This window comes from Sporosarcina sp. 179-K 3D1 HS (assembly GCF_047228905.1).
In the GTDB taxonomy this organism is placed as follows: domain Bacteria; phylum Bacillota; class Bacilli; order Bacillales_A; family Planococcaceae; genus Sporosarcina.
Map to the genome: position 1 here is coordinate 55,656 of NZ_JBFEGI010000002.1, position 16,978 is coordinate 72,633.

Annotated in this window: 18 protein-coding genes and 1 pseudogene; 15 read left to right on the forward strand and 4 right to left on the reverse strand. The window is 45.6% G+C overall.

The window, feature by feature from the left end:
- Nucleotides 1–76 precede the first annotated feature (76 nt).
- Nucleotides 77–724: a response regulator gene (locus tag AB1K83_RS02955; RefSeq protein WP_413056662.1), complete on the forward strand. Its 648-nt coding sequence runs from the start codon at nt 77–79 to the stop codon at nt 722–724.
- On the forward strand, nt 721–2,241 hold the full coding sequence (locus AB1K83_RS02960) for an MASE3 domain-containing protein (RefSeq protein ID WP_413056663.1): 1,521 nt from the start codon (nt 721–723) through the stop codon (nt 2,239–2,241). The genes AB1K83_RS02955 and AB1K83_RS02960 overlap by 4 nt, the downstream gene beginning before the upstream one ends.
- Nucleotides 2,242–2,499: 258 nt before the next feature.
- Here AB1K83_RS02960 and AB1K83_RS02965 read toward each other — a convergent pair whose 3' ends face one another.
- Nucleotides 2,500–3,441: a TRM11 family SAM-dependent methyltransferase gene (locus AB1K83_RS02965; protein WP_413056664.1), complete on the reverse strand. Its 942-nt coding sequence runs from the start codon at nt 3,439–3,441 to the stop codon at nt 2,500–2,502.
- Nucleotides 3,442–3,900 carry a protoporphyrinogen oxidase gene (locus AB1K83_RS02970; RefSeq protein ID WP_413056665.1) on the reverse strand — a complete coding sequence of 153 codons (459 nt, stop codon included), beginning with the start codon at nt 3,898–3,900 and terminating at the stop codon, nt 3,442–3,444.
- 159 nt (nt 3,901–4,059) lie between these two features.
- Here AB1K83_RS02970 and argH point away from each other — a divergent pair, with 159 nt between their 5' ends.
- Nucleotides 4,060–5,385 carry an argininosuccinate lyase gene (gene argH / locus AB1K83_RS02975; RefSeq protein ID WP_413056666.1) on the forward strand — a complete coding sequence of 442 codons (1,326 nt, stop codon included), beginning with the start codon at nt 4,060–4,062 and terminating at the stop codon, nt 5,383–5,385.
- Between the two features lie 181 nt (nt 5,386–5,566).
- Here argH and AB1K83_RS02980 read toward each other — a convergent pair whose 3' ends face one another.
- Nucleotides 5,567–5,743 carry a hypothetical protein gene (locus tag AB1K83_RS02980; RefSeq protein ID WP_413056667.1) on the reverse strand — a complete coding sequence of 59 codons (177 nt, stop codon included), beginning with the start codon at nt 5,741–5,743 and terminating at the stop codon, nt 5,567–5,569.
- Between the two features lie 187 nt (nt 5,744–5,930).
- Nucleotides 5,931–6,746, reverse strand: coding sequence for an enoyl-ACP reductase FabI (gene fabI / locus AB1K83_RS02985; RefSeq protein ID WP_413056668.1), 816 nt, complete (start codon nt 6,744–6,746; stop codon nt 5,931–5,933).
- A 309-nt stretch (nt 6,747–7,055) separates the two neighbouring features.
- Here fabI and AB1K83_RS02990 point away from each other — a divergent pair, with 309 nt between their 5' ends.
- The 12 genes and pseudogenes from AB1K83_RS02990 to AB1K83_RS03045 all read left to right on the forward strand — a co-directional run bounded on the left by AB1K83_RS02990 (nt 7,056) and on the right by AB1K83_RS03045 (nt 16,977).
- The gene (locus tag AB1K83_RS02990; protein WP_413056669.1) at nt 7,056–7,622 is read left to right on the forward strand and encodes a TetR/AcrR family transcriptional regulator; all 567 of its coding nucleotides are present in this window, start codon (nt 7,056–7,058) and stop codon (nt 7,620–7,622) included.
- A 262-nt stretch (nt 7,623–7,884) separates the two neighbouring features.
- A complete protein-coding gene (locus AB1K83_RS02995) occupies nt 7,885–8,655 on the forward strand; it encodes an SDR family oxidoreductase (protein ID WP_413056670.1) in 771 nt (256 codons plus the stop codon).
- Between the two features lie 20 nt (nt 8,656–8,675).
- Complete coding sequence (locus AB1K83_RS03000; RefSeq protein ID WP_413056671.1) at nt 8,676–10,292, forward strand: long-chain-fatty-acid--CoA ligase; 1,617 nt, start codon at nt 8,676–8,678, stop codon at nt 10,290–10,292.
- A gap of 29 nt (nt 10,293–10,321) precedes the next feature.
- Nucleotides 10,322–11,497: an acyl-CoA dehydrogenase family protein gene (locus AB1K83_RS03005; RefSeq protein ID WP_413056672.1), complete on the forward strand. Its 1,176-nt coding sequence runs from the start codon at nt 10,322–10,324 to the stop codon at nt 11,495–11,497.
- A gap of 28 nt (nt 11,498–11,525) precedes the next feature.
- Nucleotides 11,526–12,290, forward strand: a complete 765-nt coding sequence (fabG, locus tag AB1K83_RS03010) for a 3-oxoacyl-ACP reductase FabG (protein WP_413056673.1) — start codon at nt 11,526–11,528, stop codon at nt 12,288–12,290.
- Between the two features lie 24 nt (nt 12,291–12,314).
- Complete coding sequence (locus tag AB1K83_RS03015) at nt 12,315–12,764, forward strand: MaoC family dehydratase N-terminal domain-containing protein (RefSeq protein WP_413056674.1); 450 nt, start codon at nt 12,315–12,317, stop codon at nt 12,762–12,764.
- Nucleotides 12,761–13,180 carry a MaoC/PaaZ C-terminal domain-containing protein gene (locus AB1K83_RS03020; protein WP_413056675.1) on the forward strand — a complete coding sequence of 140 codons (420 nt, stop codon included), beginning with the start codon at nt 12,761–12,763 and terminating at the stop codon, nt 13,178–13,180. Before AB1K83_RS03015 ends, AB1K83_RS03020 begins: the two co-directional genes overlap by 4 nt.
- Before the next feature lie 20 nt (nt 13,181–13,200).
- Nucleotides 13,201–14,373 (forward strand): thiolase family protein, encoded by a 1,173-nt coding sequence (locus AB1K83_RS03025; protein ID WP_413056676.1) that lies wholly within the window; start codon nt 13,201–13,203, stop codon nt 14,371–14,373.
- Between the two features lie 41 nt (nt 14,374–14,414).
- Nucleotides 14,415–14,834 carry an acyl-CoA thioesterase gene (locus AB1K83_RS03030; protein WP_413056677.1) on the forward strand — a complete coding sequence of 140 codons (420 nt, stop codon included), beginning with the start codon at nt 14,415–14,417 and terminating at the stop codon, nt 14,832–14,834.
- 116 nt (nt 14,835–14,950) lie between these two features.
- Nucleotides 14,951–15,025, forward strand: a pseudogene (locus AB1K83_RS03035) (acyl-CoA dehydrogenase family protein); the annotation flags it as partial.
- A gap of 65 nt (nt 15,026–15,090) precedes the next feature.
- Nucleotides 15,091–15,954, forward strand: coding sequence for a branched-chain amino acid ABC transporter permease (locus AB1K83_RS03040; RefSeq protein ID WP_413056678.1), 864 nt, complete (start codon nt 15,091–15,093; stop codon nt 15,952–15,954).
- On the forward strand, nt 15,955–16,977 hold the full coding sequence (locus tag AB1K83_RS03045) for a branched-chain amino acid ABC transporter permease (protein ID WP_413056679.1): 1,023 nt from the start codon (nt 15,955–15,957) through the stop codon (nt 16,975–16,977).
- The last annotated feature ends 1 nt before the right edge of the window (nt 16,978 follow it).

Genomic DNA, 16,978 nt, shown 5'->3' on the forward strand with positions numbered 1-16,978 from the left:
TTTACCCAAGTGAAGCGAAAAAATATGCTTTCATGGTATAATATGTCTAAAAAGCTGTACGAAGGGGGTTCAATTCATGATATCTGTCCTAGTTGTAGATGATCATGCAATTGTTCGGTCTGGCATCAAATTGATGATTGAGAGCCAGTCTGATATGAAAGTCATAGGAGAAGCTGAAGATGGGGAAGAGGCGGTTCAGAAAGCGTTGGAAATGGTACCTGATATTGTCATCATGGATTTGAACATGCCGAAAAAAAACGGAATGGTGGCTACTAAACAGATTACGGAAGCCAATGATCAAATTAAAGTGATTGTCTTGACGATGCATGACGATAAAGAATACATTTTCCGTGCATTGCAAGCGGGGGCGACGAGCTATTTATTGAAAAGTCATCATGAAAACGATTTGATTGAAGCCATCCGAACGGTCAGCAAAGGGGAAGCCTATTTGTATCCTAATGCTACGAAGTTTCTGTTGGAAGACTATATTCGGAAATCGAGCGCCACTCATGATGATAATTTAATGAAGCTTTCGGGGCGTGAACAGGAGGTATTAACGTACCTTGCGAAAGGGTACACAAACCGCGAAGCTGCCGAGCAATTGTTTGTTTCTATCAAAACGATTGAATCGCACCGTTCAAAAATCATGGAAAAATTGGATTTGAAAACGCGCCCTGCTCTCGTGGAGTATGCGGCGAAAAATGGGTTTCTGGATTTCTCATGAGCAGTATTCGAGTGGAAAGCCCCATCAATCTACGGAAATATGAACTTCGCTATTTATACATAGGATTTTTGGCGATTTTGCTCATGTGGGTCGTCCGTGTCTTTTTTAATCATGAAATGATCACAATTCAAGGCCCCCAATTTTTATTGGCCCATACGTTGCTAGAGTCATTCAGTATTTTCGTGTCCTTTTCCATATTTATTCAAGCGATGATCACGTATTCAAAGGATTCCCAAAGTGTAAACTTCTTTATCGGTCTGATCTTTTTTGCAGTTGGTGCATATGATTTGATCCATACGCTAGTTTATCGAGGGATGCCTTTCTACGAAGATGAATTTTCAGCCAACCGTGCGACTTGGTTATGGATTTTCGCAAGGCTGTCCGAAAGTATCGGTATGGCTGCAGCAGTTATTTTGCCGCATAAAGTCATGATTCAACGAACAACGCTCGCCCTATTTGTCTCCACACTCTCAGTTAGTTTGATCGGTGGATTCCTGTTTCTCAGGCAAGATTTGCTTCCCACTTTGCTGGATAATGAGTTCGGCATTACGAATATGAAGGTGAGTTTGGAATACATCATCTGCACATTCATGCTTGTGACACTGATTGCATTAGTAGCGGAGTACAGAAATACCCGGAATCTGGATACCCTCCGATTGGCTTTGGCGATCTTTATCATCATGACGGGTGAATTGTATTTTACACTTTACGATAAAGTCTATGACATTGAAAATTTAGTCGGTCATATTTATAAGTTTGTGGGCTATGTGTATGTATTCCGTGCGGTTTTTTATCCGCAGATCCGGCATATTCTGACCGATAAAGAAAAAGCAGAATCCAAATGGAGGGAGGCCGAGCATATGCTGTTTGAAGCCGAAAAGAACTTGTCGAAACTCGTTTTGCAAGCACATGAGGAAGAGAGGAAACGGGTATCGCGCGAGCTGCATGATGGAATCGGCCAATCGCTATATAGTATTTTGATGACATTGAATATGGCGGAAAATGAAATTCGGGGAGAGGACAAACCCCCGAGTTTGCAAAAAGCGAAAAGAATGACCGCGGATGCTATGGTGGAAGTGAAAGAAATTGCCCATTCATTGCGGCCGAGTTCACTTGATGATCTAGGATTTCTGCCTGCTTTGAAAATGTATATCGATCAGTTTGAAAAAGTGCATGATGTGCAAATTAAGCTGAAATCTTTGGGGGATAAACAAAGGTTGGATCCTGAAATCGAAACGACTTTGTATCGGATTTGCCAAGAATCGCTGACGAATAGCGCTAAATATGCGAATCCGAATCATATAATGATCACTTTGAAGAACGATCCGAATGGAATCCAACTCACGATCCAAGACGATGGAGTCGGATTCTCCATAGTGAGCTACTTAAAAGGGAGCCAGCGGAAAGGAATCGGCTTATTCAGTATGAAAGAGCGAGCCGAAGCATGCGGTGGCACGTTTGAATTGCAATCCAAGTTGAATGAAGGGACGACCACTATCGTCTCCATTCCAAAATAAAGAAAAACGGGCTGCCGTTCGGGATGAAATTATGTTTTTGTCCCGGCGCAGTCCGTTTTTTATTAGGAAAGTCCTAAGTTGCAAGGAATCGGCAGGCGGGTGCAAGGAATTCGCGGATGAGTGCAAGGAAACCGGGTCGGAGTGCAAGAAAACTCTCGTTGAATGCAAGCAATCTAAGCTTGAGTGCAAGGAAACTCAGTTTCCCGGAGAGCGGAATGCAAAAACCAGGCCCTCTATGGACGGCCTGGTTGAAAGTCTTTATTCACAAACGAGTATTTGTCTGGAGAAGGTGCCTTTCTTTGCAACACAGCGGTCGATGATGGAAAAGCCCGCTTCGCTAATCATATGATCGATTGTATCAATAGTCACGACGACCAATTTACTTGTGAACCGCCGGGCTTCTTTCAAAATGTCGAGCTGTCCTTCGTCTGTAATATGCGTAAATAGATTATATGGCATATCAATGATGGCGACGTCATATTCATCGGCGACTGCAGCGATCGGACCTATTGTGACTTCACCGTCCAGACCGAAATGCCTGATATTCTTTCGCGAGCCCCAGACGACGAGCGGATTGATGTCCCGGCCTTTCATGTCAATGCCCATAGAGAGCGCTTCGACGAGCACGGTCCCGATGCCGCAACACGGATCGATGGCACGGATGCCTTCAGGAAAAGGAACAGCGATATTGGTCACTGCCCGTGCCAGCCGGGTACCGAGTGCCGTGGAATACATATGCGGCTTTTGTTGGTGTTGATGCCACACCGCTTCGCTCGGCTTGTATTCCCCGAAATACCAGCGGCTGTCCCAATTCAGAATCCCAAAGATCTTTTGCGGTTCATTCAAATCGGGTTCCCCCGGCATTCGCAAACCAGCGTCCCGCTCGATTCGTCGACGCTCTGCGAAACCGATTTTTTTCGTATCTCCGAGGTCGAATGAATTCAAGCAGAGAACTTTGAAAGTTGGTTCACCACTTTCCAGGCATTCAATTTGGCGATACAACCCTTCCAATGTGTCATCTTCACATAAGACGTCCAACCCTTCCTTCATGAAAGGGCTCCGACTCGGTTCGATTTCGACAGGGCTTTTCAAAATATTGGATGCCACGTCGTATCCGAAGAATGCACGCATTTCCATCCGGCATAGATCCTGCTCATCCCGATGCCGAACATACGTATAAATAAACTGTCGATTGTTCAATCAATTCCCATCCTTCGCTGCGTTAACCAAATCGGCAACGAATCGGACCACCAGTTGAACCGTATGTTCCAACGTGAGATTTTCATCAAAGCCTTCCATGCCATCCAGCGTAATATTGACATCCCATACCCCGTCCTCCCCGGAAAACAGCATGCTGAATTGGATGCCTTCTCCTTGCAGATTGGCATTGAGATACGATTGGATCGAATCGCGAAGTTTTTTCTGCAACGCCAATCCAAACAGAGCAGTGTATGTTTGGAAAACATCATCGATTTCTAGAGCAAGGGCATCCACTCGGATCGTCTCAAAATCGGGTGACTCCACGTAAATGAATTCTTCCGAATGATCTTTCAGATAGGTCACTTTATTTTTCAAAAAATCCACTGTTTCCGTCTGTATGACATCTTCTGTTTCTTTATGGCAACGTTCAATTATTGTAATAGGAATATGTTTGTCCATGCTATTCAGCTCCTTCATCCTTAAAGTATACCGCATTTATTGACTTACTGGCGCGTTTTGGGGTAAATGAAAAGCGTATAATCTATTGCAATATACACATTTGTTAATTATAATACATTATATTGTATAAAAATTCATTCCTGGAAGGATGAGATAGATATGAAGCTTTGGGGTGGGCGTTTTACGAGCCGTGCGGATGAAATCATGGAACAGTTCAATACTTCGTTGCCGGTCGACCATCGTTTATATAAGGAAGATATTACGGGGAGCTTGGCTCATGTAACAATGCTTGTACATAGCGATTTATTGACCCCGGAAGAGGGAGATCTTCTTGTCAACGGGTTGCAATCGATTCTGCATGATATCGAATCGGGAGAATTAACAATCGAAGGCAATTACGAAGATATCCATTCCTTCGTAGAGATGCAGTTGACGGAGCGTATCGGTGAAACGGGGAAAAAGCTTCACACGGCACGTAGCCGGAATGATCAAGTGGCCGTCGACATGCGTTTGTACGCAAAAAACAAAGCGGCGGAAGTGATGGATAGCTTGCAAATGCTCATCGATTCCCTACAGGAAAAAGGTGCGGCCAACAACGTCATCATGCCGGGGTATACTCATTTGCAACGGGCACAAGTCGTGACGTTCGGCCATCATCTCGGCGCTTATGCTCAAATGTTTGCCCGGGATAAAAAACGGGTTGCCTCTGCCATCGAGATTTTGGATGAAAATCCGCTCGGCTGCGGCGCTTTGGCGGGTACGACACATCCTATCGACCGCACGGTGACGACATCGATACTCGGCTTTGCGAAACCGGTCGACAATTTCCTGGACGGTGTCAGCGATCGGGATTATTTACTGGAGCTGATGTCCGATTTCTCCATCATCATGATGCACTTGAGCCGTTTGAGCGAAGAACTCATTTTATGGAGCAGCCAGGAATTCAAATTCATCACGATGTCGGATGCGTATTCAACGGGAAGCAGCATCATGCCGCAGAAGAAAAATCCGGATGCGGCCGAGTTGATCCGTGGGAAGACGGGCCGGGTGTATGGGTCACTGTTCTCTTTATTGACAACGCTGAAAGGGCTGCCTCTTACGTACAATAAAGACATGCAGGAAGATAAAGAACAGTTCTTCGATGCGCTTGATACGGTCATGGACTGCCTGGAAATCATGGCAAGAATGATCGATACACTGAAGGTAAACGTAGACAATATGAAAGCGGCTATCAAAGCGGGCTTCCTTAATGCGACCGAAGTGGCGGATTATCTCGTGAGCAAAGGGACCGCTTTCCGTGATGCGCATGAGATCGTAGGGAAGCTTATCATTTATTGCGAGGAACAAAAGAAAGCGATTGAAGAATTGACAATCGAAGAATTGGCGAAGTTTAGCGAGCAGATTACTGGTGATATTTACGAATATATCGATTACGAAAATATCCTCACCAAAGGGAATAAACAATTGATGAAGGAAGTGAAGTAGTGAAAGAAGAGGGCTGTCCAAGGTGGACAGTCCTCTTTTTTTCAGGCTTACAAATCAGAGAAACTGCCCGAGATTATTCCGGACAGCTGGACGTTCATCCCATAATACGATAGACCGTTTCACTAGTGACCCGCTGGAATTCTGTTCCAGGAAACTTTTTGATGTGACTGCACCTTGCTATTTAATCGTTACGAGTATTACCTTTCTCAGTACTTTCAGCAATTGTGGAAGTGGCTTTCTTAAACTTGTGATTAATAGGAGGGGCAGAGGATTTCACTGGATCTCCATAGGCTGTATAGGTATTCGGATCATCTTTTTTCTTGTTAGCATTGGAATTCGTATTCATGTTTGGTGTCAATTTTGTAGTACCTCCCATATTGAGTTATCCCTTTTAATGTAGAATCACCAATAACCCAGTTATTATGCTCTCAAAAAAGAAGAGGGAGGTAGTAGTCATCAGTCGATTTTCACCTGATTAATGATATAAATGATCTCTAAGACAAAACAACAGCTGCCCCGATTTCATCGAGACAGCTGTTGTTGATTCACCCCATAATATGATAACCGGCATCGACGTAAATCGTTTCGCCGGTGACGCCGTTAGATAATTTGCTGAGCATGGCAATTGTCATGTCGGCCACTTCTTCGTTAGTGACATTGCGCTTCAGTGGCGCTTTTTCCTCAATTTGAGACAGAATCGTGTTGAATGAAGGAACGCCTTTTGCAGAAAGCGTCCGGACCGCACCTGCAGAGATGGCATTGACCCGGATATTCTCTTTTCCAAGGTCGTTGGCCAAATAGCGGACGGATGCTTCCAAAGCCGCTTTTGCGACACCCATGACGTTGTAGCCGTCGAGCACTCGCTCTGCTCCAAGATAACTCATCGTGACGATCGATCCGCCTTCCGTCATGTATGGCCGTGCTTCTCTGGCTGCGGCAATGAGGGAATAGGAACTGGTATCCTGCGCGAAGGCGTAGCCACTTCTTGTCGTCTCGACGAAATTGCTCCGAAGGTCTTCTGCATGGGCGAATGCTACGGAGTGGACGACGCCGTGAATGACACCGACTTCTTCCCCGATTTTCGTGAATGCCTCATGCATGCTAGCATCGTCATTAACATCGCATTGAACAATCATCCGTGCTTCAAAATTACCCGATTCCAGCGCCTTTTCCAATTTCGCAAGTGAGCGCTCTTTCCGATAGGTGAAGATGACATTCGCACCGATAGAGAATAATGATTTGGCGACTCCCCAAGCAATGCTCCGCTCATTCGCCACCCCCATTACCACGATGTTTTTTCCTTGCAAATTCAAAATATCCACAGTTGTAAACCCCCAATGAGTATTGTAGTCATGTTTCATATAGCTGCTAATAGGACCTGTTACTAAACTTAGTATAGCATAACGGTATCCGTTGCAACAAACCTATTCGGAAATATACACGGTAATTTATTTGAAAATTAATGTTGCATAGTTAACTCTCTCATGATACTATTAATTCAATTATTCTGAACATACCGTACGGTCAGAATCAAAAATGACAATCGGCAGAACAATAGTACACGTAGAAGGGAAACTTGAGATGTATAGAGAAGATAACTTTATGTACATCTGAAGTCGATTTTGCTTCGTCGAATTGCCTGATTAAAGAGAGAAAGGCGTTGTTAGTTAATGAGAGAAGAACTTTTAAAGCAAAGTATCCTTCTTTTCCAGCAAAAAGGTTTTAGTGAGACATCCATACAGGATATTGTCGATACGATTAATGTTACAAAGGGATCGTTCTACTACCATTATAAAAGCAAGGAATCGCTCTTGATGGATATACAGGAACAATATATCGACGATTTGTTGAATAGGGAAGAAGCGATACTGGAGAAGAATGAAACATGCCGGGAACGGCTCATTCAAATCGTGCAACTTATCATCCATGATATCAAGACACAAGGCCCGAATGGCCGGATCTACTTTCGGGAAATGCGGAATTTAAGCCCTGAAAATGCGAAAATCATTAGAGGAAAACGAGAGAAGTTTCGATTGAATATCGAACAGCTTCTCGTGGAAGGGATAGAAGCCGGGGAATTCAGGAAGGAATTGCACCCTAAAATGATTGTCTTTGCCATTTTAGGTGTTACAAACTGGAGCTATAGCTGGTTCAATCCGAATGGACAAATTTCGGTCGAAGAGCTTGCCGTCATGTTTACGGACTTCATCTTACATGGAGTCCTCCAAGAGATTTGATGCAGAAATTCCATAGCTAAAAAGCATTTTCAAGTCAGTCGCCAATTTTTTGTGAGAACAGCGAAGTTGGTGGCTGATTGTTTATAGTCAATTAACAATAAGATTACTAATAATAGATTGAAAATACAGAAATTATAATCTATACTGATTTTACTGTTTATAAAATTTGGTTATAAAATACCGCCCGGCCAGTATTTTACTGTATTTACATACCGGCCGTATAGTATCGTCAAATATAATTATGAATGATGGAGGGAAAGTAATGGGACGTACATTATTTGATTTGCATGGAAAGACGGCATTGATTACGGGAGGCGGTAGAGGATTGGGCCGCACCATAGCGGAAGCGTTCGCGGAATATGGCGCTAATATTGCAGTCTGCTCCCGGAAAATCGAAAACTGCGAAGAAACGGTGGATCATTTAATAAAAGAGTATGGCATAAAAGCGCAGGCGTACGAATGCAATGTCGGTGTGGAAGAGGAAGTGATCGATACGGTGAAAGCCGTTTTGGATGATTTTGGACAGATTGACATCCTCGTGAATAATAGCGGGGCGACTTGGGGAGAGCGGGCTGAAAATATGCCCTTGGAGGCTTGGCAAAAAGTGATGGATGTCAATGTCACGGGAACTTTCCTCATGTCCAAAGAAGTCGGAAACCACATGATCCGCAATGGATACGGCAAAATTATCAACATCGGTTCCGTTGCGGGAATCAAAGCTGAACCAGCCAACGTATTGAATGCGATCGGCTATAGCACGAGTAAAGCGGCTGTCCATCATTTCACTAAAGATTTAGCGAGGAAATGGGCGGAGCATGGTCTATATGTAAACGCAATCGCTCCAGGGTTTTTCGAGACGAAAATGACGAAGGGCGTATTGGATAAAAGCGGAGATGCCATTCGGAATAATAATCCTTTGAAAAAACTAGGAGATACTGACTCATTAAAAGGAGCTGCCTTATTTTTGGCAGGGAAAGCGAGCGATTATGTAACAGGCCAAGTAATTGCTGTGGATGGAGGAAGCTCTCTATAACTGAAAAAGGAGTGGGAAATGTGGATAGACCTTGGACGAAATATGTAGTAAAGGGAACTCCAGTAGAAATCGAAATACCGAAAATAACAATTCCGCAATTATTGGAAGAGTCAATTGCAAACTTTACCGAACATACGGCCATGACTTTTTTCGGGAAGACGTTTACGTATCGCGAGTTACGCAGCCGGATTCAACAAACCGCCCTTGCTCTATCAAAATTGGGCATTCAAAAAGGGGACCGAGTCGGTCTGATGTTACCGAATTGCCCCCAATATCCGATCAGTTTCTACGCCGCCCTTCTCTGTGGCGCGACGATTGTCCAAGTGAATCCGATGTACAAGGCAGCGGAACTGTTGAATATTCTAAATGACTCTGGGGCAAAATTATTGATTTACATGAATCCATTACAGCCGGTGATCGAGAGTATCAAGCCAAAATCCGACTTGCAAATGGCGATTCCTATAATTGTTGAAAGCGCTTCCATGCCGGGTGAGCTTCAATATGATGACCTGGGGGCCCCCCTCCCCGAAATTCAAATCAACCCGGAGCAAGACGTTGCTGTTTTACAATACACAGGCGGCACGACCGGTTTGCCAAAAGGAGCCATGTTGACGCATACCAATATTGTCGCCAATACATTGCAAAGTGCGGCGACTTCACAAGCCGTTGTAAAAAAAGGGGAAGAACGAGTTCTGGCCGTTACCCCACTTTTCCATGTATACGGTATGACGAGTGCGATGAGCATGACTTTTTACCAAGGAGGCAATTTGATTTTAGTCCCTAAATTTGATGTGGCCCAGCTTGTAGAGTTAATCGAACAAGTAAAACCGACCGCATTTCCAGGGGTGCCGACGATGTATATTGCCCTAGTGGACTATTACAAGACTCGAAATTTCGATTTGAGCTGCCTGAATACGTGTACGAGCGGTTCCGCCTCACTGCCTTTGGAGATTCTCAATCAATTCAATAAAATTAGCGGGTCACAAGTTGCGGAAGGATACGGGCTATCGGAAGCTTCTCCGGTTACGCATCGGAATCCGGTTGGCGGGTTGCAAAAGAATGGAAGCATCGGAATCCCGATCCCCAATACCGACGCCAAAATCGTGGATATTGCCACTGGGGAACTCACGCTGCCTGTCGGAGAAGTCGGGGAGCTCGTGATCAAGGGACCACAAGTGATGAAAGGATACTGGAACAGGCCCGAAGATACCGAGCATGCAATTCGGAACGGTTGGTTGTATACCGGGGACCTTGCCAAGATGGATGAAGACGGGTTCTTTTACATCGTCGGCAGGAAAAAAGAGATGATCATTGCGAGTGGCTATAATGTATACCCGATAGAAATCGAGAATGTCCTATATAATCATCCGGCTGTGCTCGAGGCCGCTGTGATCGGGATCCCCCATGAGTATAGGGGGGAGACAATCCGGGCCGTGGTCGCTTTGAAAGATGGGTTCCAACTATCCGAACAAGAACTAATTCAATATTGCAGAGATCATTTAGCGGCTTTTAAGATCCCACAGGATGTCCTGTTTGTCGATGAATTACCTAAAACTGCTGTCGGCAAAGTGTTGAAACGCTCCTTGCAAGAACAATTTCGTACACAACAAAACGAGCACGTGCAACAACAATCATAGAAACTAATTAAAGAGATGGAGTGACGGTCATGTATTTACGCCTTTCAGAAGAACAAAAAATGGTGCAAAACACAATCCGGCGATTCGTGGAGAATGAATTAATGCCATTGGAATTTGAAGTCCTGAAAAACGAACGGGAAGGGAAACCGGGACTCTCTGAGGAGAAACAGAAAGAATTGCAATTAAAAGCGAAGGAGTTCGGTTTCTGGGGCATTAATACGCCAGAAGAGTATGGCGGTGCCGATCTTGGCCAAATGATGATGGCCATCGTCTTTATGGAGGTTTCCAAAACTTTTGTTCCGTTCCGATTTGGCGGCTCGGCTGATAATATTCTTTATTACGCCAACGAGGAACAGAAAAAGAAATATTTGATCCCGACGATTAATGGAGATAAAAAATCTTGTTTCGCCATGACGGAACCGGATGCGGGATCGGATACGAGAAATATCAAAATGACTGCTGTAAAAGACGGGAATGAATGGGTGTTAAACGGTGAAAAGACGTTTATTACCGGTGGGAATGAAGCTGATTTCGTCATGGTTATCGCAGTGACAGATAAAGAACGCCATCAAAAAACAGGGAGAGACGGCGTCACTTGCTTCATCGTCGACCGGGATATGGGTTGGACATCGGAGTACATTGATACAATGGGCGAGTGGGGGCCTGCAAGCCTGGTCTTTGATAACGTTCGCGTTCCCGAGGAGAATATTTTAGGCGAGATTCATGGGGGCTACAAGCTCGGGCTTGAGTGGATCGGCTTTGCGAGGTGGGTGGTCGGTGCGCGTGCTGTAGGAACTGCGGAAAGATTGCTTCAAATGGCGATCGACTATGCAAAAGAGCGCGAAACGTTTGGCAGGCCGATTGCGGATCGACAAGCGATCCAATGGCAAATTGCCGATTCTGCCGTAGAAATTGAAGCGGCGAAATGGCTCGTCCTCAATGCAGCGTTTACGTTGGATCAAGGCGAGGACAACCGTCATTTGGCAGCTATGGCGAAACTCAATGGCGCGATCATGGGGAATAAGGTCGTCGACCGGGTCCTGCAGATCCATGGCGGGATGGGGTATACGAGAGAATTGCCGATCGAGCGTTGGTACCGGGAAGCAAGATTGTGGAGAATTTATGATGGAACCGACGAAATCCAGCGCATGATCATCTCCCGAAACCTATTGAAAGGCCATGTGAAAATCGGACAATATGTGTAAGTTTGTACAAGAAGGAGAGGAATTTTGAATGGGAATTCGTTTTGAAGGCAGAACTGCTTTTGTCACTGGCGGAAGCCGTGGAATCGGACGCAAGATCGTGGAGGAGTTTGCACAAGAAGGGGCCAACGTCGCGATCATTGACGTCAATCAAGAAGCGCTTGATGAAGCGGTTAGTGAGTTAAAGGATAAGGGGTACTCCATTTTTGCGAAAAACGCGAGTGTGACTGACCGTGAACAAGTGGAACAAGCAATGGAGGAAGTCCATGAACAATTTGGCTCCATTGATATTTTGGTCAACAATGCGGGTGTTATCCGGGACAATATGATTTACAAAATGTCGGATGATGATTGGATGACTGTCATGGACGTTCATCTAAAAGGTGCCTTTTATGCCACCCAGGCAGCCCAACAATATATGGTAAAACAAAACTATGGACGCATTATCAATATCTCGTCTACGTCCGCACTAGGCAATCGAGGGCAGGCCAACTACGCTACCGCTAAGGCGGGGTTGCAAGGCTTCACCAAAACACTTGCGATAGAGCTGGGCAAGTTTGGGATAACTGCAAATGCGGTCGCTCCTGGATTTATCGAGACTGATATGACAAAAGCGACTGCGGAACGGATTGGCATTTCGTTTGACCAATTGATTGAAGCAAGTGTCAGCAAAATTCCGGTCGGTCGCAGTGGGAAGGCGGAAGATATTGCGAATGCGGTTGCATTTTTCGCCGATGAAAAATCATCATTCGTCAGTGGCCAAGTCATTTACGTTGCGGGAGGCCCGAGAACGTAAGAATGGTAGAACGGAGGGAAACCATTGCTACGAGACAGTATTGGAAAACGTTCAGCTATTGTTAAAAACACCATTGAAAGAGGCGCAGTGAAAAAGTTTGCAGAAGCGATTGGCGATGCCGCTCCCATTTATTTTGATGAAGAGGTGGGAAGAACGTCAAGGTATAAGCGCAATATCGCCCCTGCCACTTACCCTGTCACGCTGAATTTTGGAATCATACCAGATTTACATTTGCCGCCGAAAGGTTTGATTCATGGGGAGCAATCCTTTCATTATAAACGCCCTCTATTCGTAGGGGAAGACATCTATTGTTTCACGGAAGTCAAAGATTACTATGAAAAAACAGGTAACTTCGGAGAGATGGGTTTCCTCGTGATCTCCCGGACTGCACTCGACGAAGAGCAGCGCCCGATCCTCTCGGAGGAACGGGTTATCATCCTCAATGAAGCGGTACGAAAGGGGATGCTTGTGTGAACCGTATTGTAAATATGCAGCCTGGCGAATCGTTGCCTCCTATTCAATTGGATCCGGTCACCCGATTGGATTTGATCAAATACGCAGGTGCTTCCGGTGACTATAATCCAATCCATACGATTGATGAAGAAGCGAAAAACGCAGGGCTTCCTGGAATTATTGCACATGGCATGTGGACAATGGGAAATCTCGCCAAATTGTTTACCCCTTATACAGAGGAAGGGTTCATTCAAGACTATTCCATACGATTCAGCGGGATGGTGTTTCTGGATGAAGTGGTGACTTTACAGGCGGAGCTGGTTGAAAAGAGTGAGGGGAACTTACACTTTAACGTTGCCGCAGTCAATCAACAACAAAAGCCTGTTATGACGGGACAAATCACTTTTTCGACAGATGGTTGGGTCGAAACAGCATAGAAGAAAGCGAGCGATGGAAAATGGGAAATGAAGCAGTCATTGTTTCAGCCGTTCGGACAGCAATCGGGAGGCAAGGAGGCACACTCGCCTCCGTTCCTGCCCATGTCTTCGGGGCTGAAGTCATTAAAGAAGCGTTGCAACGGGCGAATGTATCGGCTGATCAAGTCGATGATGTCATTATGGGAAATGTGTTGAGCGGCGGTGGAAATATTGCCAGATTGACCGCATTGCAAACCGGGCTCTCTCTGAATCTTCCCGGATTGACAATAGATCGCCAGTGCGGATCGGGTGTCAATGCTGTTAATCTCGCTGCACAAGCAGTTTGGGCAGGAGATGGGGAGATCTTTGTAGCAGGGGGAGTCGAAAGCATGAGCCGGGCACCGTATTTAATGGCACGGGCAGAAAAGCCGTATAGCCCTGCACTTCCGCAATTCAGGAAATCCCAGTTATCACCGCATGAAATCGGGGATCCTCCAATGGGAATCACGGCGGAAAACTTGGCGGAACAATATAAAATCAGCCGTGAAGCACAAGATGAGTTTGCCCTTCGCAGTCAGCAAAAGATGGCCGATGCGATGAATGAAGGCTACTTCGAAGAACAGATTGTCCCTATCACGATTCCAGTCCGCAAAGGAGATCCAATTGTGTTCAAAACAGACGAACATCCCCGTCCTCAAACGACAATGGACGCATTGGCAAAATTGCCTCCTGCTTTTAAGGAAGGCGGAACTGTGACGGCAGGCAGCAGCTCGGGGTTAAATGATGCAGCTTCCGCGGTTGTGGTGATGTCCCGGAGAAAAGCGGAGGAACTTGGCATTACGCCATTGGCGGTAATTCGGGCACAAGCCGTCGCAGGAGTGGACCCGAACATCATGGGAATCGGTCCGGTACCTGCAACCCGCAAAGTGTTGGAAAAATCGGGCTTATCCTTGGATGATATGGATCTGATTGAAATTAATGAAGCGTTCGCCGCTCAAGTTCTTGCTTGTAATCAGGAGCTCGGGATTGATCCGGAAAAAGTCAATGTCAACGGTGGGGCGATTGCTCATGGACATCCTCTCGGGGCGACGGGCGCCATATTGGTGACAAAAGCCATTTACGAGTTGCGGCGCAGGGGAGGACGGTTTGCACTCATCACCGCGTGTATCGGCGGAGGACAAGGTATTGCAACCATTCTTGAACGTTATGAATGAGCGGTTGAACTTGCCAAGAAGATCATGAAGGAGGTATGAGCATGAATCGGATTCCGGCCATTGATATCTATGTCAGGTATTGTGAGACGGATGCAGGCGGACATGTGAGCAATACAAGCTATTTTCTCTATATGGAGGAAGGTCGTACAAGGTTTTTTGAGCTCCTTGGTTTTGGTCCGCGGACGAGAAAAGGTATCAATTTTATTGTCGCCAGTACGGAATGTGATTTTATTGCCCAAGCCTATGCAAGCCAAACACTTTCGATTTCCACAGAGATATCCCATATCGGGAACAAGAGTTTCACAATGGTGCATGAAATCTTCAATCTGGAGACAGGAGCTTTGATTGCGATAGGACGTGCAGTAATCGTCTGCTACAACTTTCAAGAACAACAATCTGTTTCGATCCCACCGAACTTGCGCAATCGATTAGAACAGTTTTTGGCAAATGTTTCAATCTGACGGTATGCGAAAAGGAGAAGGTTTGGCTTCGCGGAATCTAGGTTCTTCGCAGAAATTATTGGACCTGTCCCTTACATATGGGAAGGAACGCATTCATTCAATGTTCCCATTAACGAAGGATTGCCCGCATTTACGAAGGAACTTCTGAAATTCAGAAAAATATCATTGCTAGCCAGTTAGCAAAAGATTGATCGGAAAATCTAGGTAGATGACAGGGATGCTTTATTGAAACCCTAGTGGACGAGGAGGGAATAGAATGGAATTATTTCTCCAACAGCTGTTTAACGGGCTCACTCTTGGAAGCGTTTACATTCTTGTTGGAATTGGCCTCACTCTTGTATTTGGGATCTTACATGTTCCAAACTTTGCGCACGGTTCTTTGTATTTGATCGGCGGCTATATTACATTAATCGTCATGAGGAGCTGGGGGGTCCATTACTTCATTGCAATCCTTGTATCGATTCTCGTCGTTGCCTTACTGGCGGTGTTGATGGAGCGGATCGTCTTTCATCCCCTTCGGAATGCGCCTCCCATTCACGATAAGATTGCTGCAATCGGTTTAGTCTTGTTTTTTGAAGCGCTCGTTTCACTCGTATGGGGAACTGAATACCACAGATTGTTGACGCCTTTTGATCAAACGTTGATGGTGAGTGGCGTCGCGATGACGACCCAACGGATTTTAGTCATCGTCGTGGCCGGGGCGGTTGTGACTTTGCTCTATCTATTCTTGAAAAAAACGATGATTGGTTCGTCGATTATTGCAATGGCACAAAACCGGGAAGGTGCTTTCCTAGTTGGAATCAATGCCAATGTCGTCGCAATGATGACGTTTGCCATTTCCGGTGCATTGGCTGCCATTGCTGCTTCACTTGCTTCCCCTATTAATCTGGTCTTTCCTGCTATGGGACATCTCGTCATTTTGAAGGCGTTCGTGGTGGTCATCATCGGAGGTATGGGGAGTATTCCCGGAGCGATTATCGGTGGGTTGATTCTCGGCATTTCCGAGAGTTTGGGAGCGACGTATATTTCCAATGACTATAAGGATATGATTGCATTTTTGTTGCTGATCATCATTATGACAGCTCGTCCAAGAGGCCTGTTTGCGAAGGAGGCGTATTGATTGAAAAAGCTGCTGACCCGACGGAATGGACTCTTACTGCTGTTTGGATTCGCTCTTTTATTTCCACTCGTCTTCTCGGAAAATCGATACGTTCTCCACGTCATGACTGTGGGCTTCATTTATATTATTGCGATTTATGGCATGAATGTTTTAGCAGGCTATACGGGTCAGTTGAATCTCGCTCATGCAGGATTTTTCGCAATCGGTGCATATGCTGTTGGAATTTTGACGACAAAGATGGGGATGAACTTCTGGGTGGCCCTTTTGCTGGCCATTCTGATTACTTGTGTCATCGGGTTTATTTTGGGAGCGATTGCGCTTCGGACAAAGGAACACTTTTTCGCGATCTACACGCTAATCGTGGGGTATTTAATCTATTTGTTGATAGATAAGTGGGATGATTTGACGGGCGGTGTGCGCGGGTTGATCGGGATTCCAGTACCCGATCCGATTGGACCGATTACTTTCACTTCAGCGGTTTCGATGTATTACTTGGTTCTCTTTTTACTTGTCCTATCTATTTTCGTCGCGTTCCGGATTGTCCATTCGTTGACAGGACGGACCTATATCGCCATCCGAAACAGTGAAGAACTGGCCCAAACTCTGGGAATCAATACTCGGACGAACAAGCTTGTCTCTTTCGTCATTTCAGTCGGCTTTGCTGCACTGGCGGGTGGATTATACGCTTCTTTGCTCCGTTTTATCGGTCCGGAAATTGCCGGCACTTCCATGGTGTTTACCTTCCTGATGTATTTGATCGTGGGAGGGATTGGCACGCTTTCAGGCCCGGTTGTCGGGACGATGCTGTTTGTCTGGCTGGAACAGTCGCTGCAAGGTTTTCAAGAATATCGGATGCTGATTTTCGGTCCTATTCTGGTCTGCATCGTCATTTTTTATCCGACGGGGCTGGTCGGTGCTTACTACTCATTGAAACAGAAATTCCAGACTCCAAAGAAAAAACCGGAAGCAGTGCTTCGAAAAACAGTTTTGGAATCCTCTAGTTTCCACCGAAGGGAGGTATGAC

Excerpts from the sequence above, each read along its gene's own strand:
- AB1K83_RS02955 (WP_413056662.1), top strand. The coding sequence starts at position 77 with ATGATATCTGTCCTAGTTGTAGATGATCATGCAATTGTTCGGTCTGGC.
- AB1K83_RS02960 (WP_413056663.1), top strand. The coding sequence starts at position 721 with ATGAGCAGTATTCGAGTGGAAAGCCCCATCAATCTACGGAAATATGAA.
- AB1K83_RS02970 (WP_413056665.1), bottom strand. The coding sequence starts at position 3,900 with ATGGACAAACATATTCCTATTACAATAATTGAACGTTGCCATAAAGAA.
- argH (WP_413056666.1), top strand. The coding sequence starts at position 4,060 with ATGAAGCTTTGGGGTGGGCGTTTTACGAGCCGTGCGGATGAAATCATG.
- fabI (WP_413056668.1), bottom strand. The coding sequence starts at position 6,746 with ATGAAACATGACTACAATACTCATTGGGGGTTTACAACTGTGGATATT.
- AB1K83_RS02990 (WP_413056669.1), top strand. The coding sequence starts at position 7,056 with ATGAGAGAAGAACTTTTAAAGCAAAGTATCCTTCTTTTCCAGCAAAAA.
- AB1K83_RS02995 (WP_413056670.1), top strand. The coding sequence starts at position 7,885 with ATGGGACGTACATTATTTGATTTGCATGGAAAGACGGCATTGATTACG.
- AB1K83_RS03005 (WP_413056672.1), top strand. The coding sequence starts at position 10,322 with ATGTATTTACGCCTTTCAGAAGAACAAAAAATGGTGCAAAACACAATC.
- fabG (WP_413056673.1), top strand. The coding sequence starts at position 11,526 with ATGGGAATTCGTTTTGAAGGCAGAACTGCTTTTGTCACTGGCGGAAGC.
- AB1K83_RS03025 (WP_413056676.1), top strand. The coding sequence starts at position 13,201 with ATGGGAAATGAAGCAGTCATTGTTTCAGCCGTTCGGACAGCAATCGGG.
- AB1K83_RS03030 (WP_413056677.1), top strand. The coding sequence starts at position 14,415 with ATGAATCGGATTCCGGCCATTGATATCTATGTCAGGTATTGTGAGACG.
- AB1K83_RS03040 (WP_413056678.1), top strand. The coding sequence starts at position 15,091 with ATGGAATTATTTCTCCAACAGCTGTTTAACGGGCTCACTCTTGGAAGC.